This window comes from Chryseobacterium sp. FR054 (genome assembly GCF_056844565.1).
Genome location: NZ_JBXDSA010000010.1, coordinates 1 through 5,559, shown reverse-complemented (window position 1 = coordinate 5,559; position 5,559 = coordinate 1). Strand labels below are relative to the sequence as shown.

The following is a 5,559-nucleotide window of genomic DNA, read 5'->3' as shown; positions in this document are numbered from 1 at the left end:
ATTACTTTACTCATACAGCCGGGTATATAACAAAAAAAAGTCTCACACATCACTGTATGAGACTTTCTAATAATATAAAAACTGGCGGCGGCCTACTCTCCCGCGTTAGCAGTACCATCGGCGCTGGTGGGCTTAACTTCTGTGTTCGGAATGGGAACAGGTGAGCCCCACCGCTAAAACCACCCTAAAGGTTGTATATAGCTTTTGGCTTTTTGAGACTGGCTTTTGGATTTTTACCAATCGCTGACTTCTTTATGCCAATTGCGTTTTTAAGCGATAAAAACTTTCACAAAGACAAAACCTTCAATGCGTATAAAAGGCTTGTATTATAGCAACCATAGGCTATAAATCTACGGGTAATTAGTACTACTCGGCTATGCTGTTACCAGCTTTACACCTGTAGCCTATCAACGTGGTCATCTCCCACGACCCTTAAAAGATGTCTCATCTTGAGGCGAGTTTCGCACTTATATGCTTTCAGTGCTTATCTCTTCCAAACATAGCTACTCAGCGGTGCACCTGGCGGTACAACTGATACACCAGAGGTTTGTTCAATTCGGTCCTCTCGTACTAGAATCAAGCCCTCTCAAACATCTAACGCCCGCAATAGATAGAGACCGAACTGTCTCACGACGTTCTGAACCCAGCTCGCGTGCCACTTTAATGGGCGAACAGCCCAACCCTTGGGACCTTCTCCAGCCCCAGGATGTGACGAGCCGACATCGAGGTGCCGAACCTCCCCGTCGATGTGAGCTCTTGGGGGAGACTAGCCTGTTATCCCCGGAGTACCTTTTATCCTATGAGCGATGGCCCTTCCATACGGAACCACCGGATCACTATGTCCTGCTTTCGCACCTGATCGACTTGTAGGTCTCACAGTCAAGCACCCTTATGCCATTACACTCTACGCACGGTTACCAAGCGTGCTGAGGGTACCTTTGAAAGCCTCCGTTACTCTTTTGGAGGCGACCACCCCAGTCAAACTACCCACCACGCAATGTCCTTCTGAAAGAAGTTAGGCTCCAAGTAAGTAAAGGGTGGTATTTCAACGACGGCTCCACAAACACTAGCGTGCCTGCTTCAAAGCCTCCCACCTATCCTACACATTACTTACTCAAAGTCAATACGAAGTTATAGTAAAGGTTCACAGGGTCTTTTCGTCCCATTGCGGGTAATCGGCATCTTCACCGATACTACAATTTCACCGAGCTCGTGGCTGAGACAGTGCCCAGATCGTTACACCATTCGTGCAGGTCGGAACTTACCCGACAAGGAATTTCGCTACCTTAGGACCGTTATAGTTACGGCCGCCGTTTACTGGGGCTTCAGTTAATGCCTTCGAGTTACCTCTAAGCACCTTCCTTAACCTTCCAGCACCGGGCAGGTGTCAGACCCTATACAGCATCTTTCGATTTAGCAGAGTCCTGTGTTTTTGATAAACAGTCGCCTGGGCCTCTTCACTGCGGCCACCATTGCTGATGGCGTCTCTTCTTCCGAAGTTACGAGACTATTTTGCCTAGTTCCTTAGCCACGACTCACTCGAGCACCTTAGGATTCTCTCCTCGACTACCTGTGTCGGTTTTGGTACGGGTTGCTTCAATTCGGCTTTTCTTGGATCGGATTACACTACAGCAGCTTCGCCCGAAGGCTAGGCCTTGACTATTCCGTCAGTCTCCAGCAGCTACATCCAACCGTCCCCTTTATTCTTGAGCAAGTCAGGGAATATTAACCCTGTGTCCATCCACTACCCCTTTCGGGTTCGCGTTAGGTCCCGACTAACCCTCAGCTGATTAGCATGGCTGAGGAAACCTTAGTCTTTCGGTGAGGGGGTTTCTCGCCCCCTTTATCGTTACTTATGCCTACATTTTCTTTTCTATCCGCTCCACAATACCTCACAGTACTGCTTCGGCGCAAATAGAATGCTCTCCTACCAGATGTATATAAAATACAAATCCATAGCTTCGGTAATATGTTTATGCCCGATTATTATCCATGCCGGACCGCTCGACTAGTGAGCTGTTACGCACTCTTTAAATGAATGGCTGCTTCCAAGCCAACATCCTAGCTGTCAATGCAGTCCAACCGCGTTGCTTCAACTTAACATATATTTGGGGACCTTAGCTGGTGGTCTGGGTTCTTTCCCTCTCGGACATGGACCTTAGCACCCATGCCCTCACTGCCGACGAACATTTATTAGCATTCGGAGTTTGTCAGGAATTGGTAGGCGGTGAAACCCCCGCATCCAATCAGTAGCTCTACCTCTAATAAACTTAACATCGACGCTGCACCTAAATGCATTTCGGAGAGTACGAGCTATCTCCCAGTTTGATTGGCCTTTCACCCCTACCCACAGGTCATCCGAAGACTTTTCAACGTCAACCGGTTCGGTCCTCCACTCTGTGTTACCAGAGCTTCAACCTGCCCATGGGTAGATCACAAGGTTTCGCGTCTAATCCTACTAACTATGCGCCCTATTCAGACTCGCTTTCGCTACGGCTCCGGTACTGAATACCTTAACCTCGCTAGTAAAATTAACTCGTAGGCTCATTATGCAAAAGGCACGCCGTCACAGCATAATGCTGCTCCGACCGCTTGTAGGCGTACGGTTTCAGGTTCTATTTCACCCTTCTATTCGAAGTGCTTTTCACCTTTCCTTCACAGTACTTGTTCACTATCGGTCTTTCAGGAGTATTTAGCCTTGGAGGATGGTCCCCCCATATTCAGACAGGATTTCACGTGTCCCGCCATACTCATTTATCATCCAAATATACCTTTCGAATACCGGGCTATCACCGTCTTCGGCCGTTCTTTCCAGAACGTTCTTCTAAATATATAAAGACTTTTGGGCTAATCCGCTTTCGCTCGCCACTACTTACGGAATCTCTTCGATTTCTTTTCCTCCGGGTACTTAGATGTTTCAGTTCTCCGGGTTTGCTCCTCTTACGAGGTGACATGTCTTCAACATGCCGGGTTGCCCCATTCGGACATCTGCGGATCAATTCGTGTGTGCCAATCCCCGCAGCTTTTCGCAGCTTACCACGTCCTTCGTCGCCTCTGAAAGCCTAGGCATCCGCCATACGCCCTTAACGATTTCTTTCCTATTTTTGGTTACTCAAGCGCTTTTATACGCTCGGTTTTCTCTTTGTGATGTCTTTACCGTTAATGTCAATGATCTTATTGTCTTTCTTTCCGACTGATGAACAAATGTTGTTGTTGGCTCCATTCGTAACTTTTAAATCAGTCTTCTAAAACTGTGGAGAATAAGGGAGTCGAACCCTTGACCTTCCCGATCCAAATCGGGACGCTCTAGCCCCTATCGGCTATAATCCTTTGTCTTTTTATAAATATCTTCTATTCTTGTTACTTCTAAGTAACGATGTGGAGAATAAGGGAGTCGAACCCTTGACCTCCTGCGTGCAAGGCAGGCGCTCTAGCCAGCTGAGCTAATTCCCCCTCTAGGTTGATTTGAGATTTGAACTTTGAGATTGGATATTCATACGTAACGAATTTCAAATTTCAAATTTTCAATTTCAAATCACTTAATTAGTAGTCTCGGGCAGGCTCGAACTGCCGACCTCTACATTATCAGTGTAGCGCTCTAACCAGCTGAGCTACGAGACTCTGTTAGATTTGAGATTCATTATTTGATATTTGATATTCTGAACTTCAAATCTCGAACTTCAAATTTCAAATTCTATAATCTCTTGTCTCTCTATCCCTTTACTAATTTCTAGTGGGTGTTGTATTTATATATAGCAACCAAATAAAAAACTAAAGCTGGAACTTTAAGTAAGTGCTGTATCTTGCGATACTAATTTTGTTTTACGTTCTTCAACGCTCTAAAATGAGATGTTCCAGCCGCACCTTCCGGTACGGCTACCTTGTTACGACTTAGCCCTAGTTACCTGTTTTACCCTAGGCAGCTCCTGTTACGGTCACCGACTTCAGGTACCCCAGACTTCCATGGCTTGACGGGCGGTGTGTACAAGGCCCGGGAACGTATTCACCGCGCCATGGCTGATGCGCGATTACTAGCGATTCCAGCTTCATAGAGTCGAGTTGCAGACTCCAATCCGAACTGAGACCGGCTTTCGAGATTTGCATCACATCGCTGTGTAGCTGCCCTCTGTACCGGCCATTGTATTACGTGTGTGGCCCAAGGCGTAAGGGCCGTGATGATTTGACGTCATCCCCACCTTCCTCTCTACTTGCGTAGGCAGTCTCACTAGAGTCCCCAACTTAATGATGGCAACTAGTGACAGGGGTTGCGCTCGTTGCAGGACTTAACCTAACACCTCACGGCACGAGCTGACGACAACCATGCAGCACCTTGAAAAATGTCCGAAGAAAAGTCTATTTCTAAACCTGTCATTTCCCATTTAAGCCTTGGTAAGGTTCCTCGCGTATCATCGAATTAAACCACATAATCCACCGCTTGTGCGGGCCCCCGTCAATTCCTTTGAGTTTCATTCTTGCGAACGTACTCCCCAGGTGGCTAACTTATCACTTTCGCTTAGTCTCTGATACCGAAATACCAAAAACGAGTTAGCATCGTTTACGGCGTGGACTACCAGGGTATCTAATCCTGTTCGCTCCCCACGCTTTCGTCCATCAGCGTCAGTTGTTGCTTAGTAACCTGCCTTCGCAATTGGTGTTCTAAGTAATATCTATGCATTTCACCGCTACACTACTTATTCCAGCTACTTCAACAACACTCAAGACCTGCAGTATCAATGGCAGTTTCACAGTTAAGCTGTGAGATTTCACCACTGACTTACAGATCCGCCTACGGACCCTTTAAACCCAATAAATCCGGATAACGCTTGCACCCTCCGTATTACCGCGGCTGCTGGCACGGAGTTAGCCGGTGCTTATTCGTATAGTACCTTCAGCTACCCTCACGAGGGTAGGTTTATCCCTATACAAAAGAAGTTTACAACCCATAGGGCCGTCATCCTTCACGCGGGATGGCTGGATCAGGCTCTCACCCATTGTCCAATATTCCTCACTGCTGCCTCCCGTAGGAGTCTGGTCCGTGTCTCAGTACCAGTGTGGGGGATCACCCTCTCAGGCCCCCTAAAGATCGCAGACTTGGTGAGCCGTTACCTCACCAACTATCTAATCTTGCGCGTGCCCATCTCTATCCACCGGAGTTTTCAATTTAAAATGATGCCATTCTAAATATTATGGGGTATTAATCTTCCTTTCGAAAGGCTATCCCCCTGATAAAGGCAGGTTGCACACGTGTTCCGCACCCGTACGCCGCTCTCTGGATCCCGAAAGATCCATACCGCTCGGCTTGCATGTGTTAGGCCTCCCGCTAGCGTTCATCCTGAGCCAGGATCAAACTCTCCATTGTATGTTTGTCTGACTCACTCAAAGTTTTTTAACGCTTTAGTTTTTCCTTACTTGGTTGTTATATTGTATGTCAATGATCTTTATATCTTCCGCTTTCATACTTCACTACTTTCTGTCGTTTCGTTCCGTATTTGCGAGTGCAAAAGTAATAACTTATTTCGTAATGACCAAATGTTTTGAAGAAAATTTTAAAGTTTTTTT

Annotated in this window: 2 tRNA genes and 3 rRNA genes; all 5 read right to left on the bottom strand. The window is 46.8% G+C overall.

The annotated features are described in order from the left end of the window. Nucleotides 1–79 precede the first annotated feature (79 nt). Nucleotides 80–187, bottom strand: a 5S ribosomal RNA gene (rrf, locus tag AC106S_RS23965). A 153-nt stretch (nt 188–340) separates the two neighbouring features. After that, a 23S ribosomal RNA gene (locus tag AC106S_RS23960) occupies nt 341–3,097 on the bottom strand. A 282-nt stretch (nt 3,098–3,379) separates the two neighbouring features. Further along, nucleotides 3,380–3,453: transfer RNA gene (locus AC106S_RS23955), tRNA-Ala, on the bottom strand. 94 nt (nt 3,454–3,547) lie between these two features. Next, nucleotides 3,548–3,621 (bottom strand) — tRNA-Ile (locus AC106S_RS23950). Nucleotides 3,622–3,842: 221 nt separating this feature from the next. Further along, a 16S ribosomal RNA gene (locus tag AC106S_RS23945) occupies nt 3,843–5,359 on the bottom strand. Together the 16S, 23S and 5S rRNA genes with 2 tRNA genes alongside form the textbook arrangement of a ribosomal RNA operon. Nucleotides 5,360–5,559 lie beyond the last annotated feature (200 nt).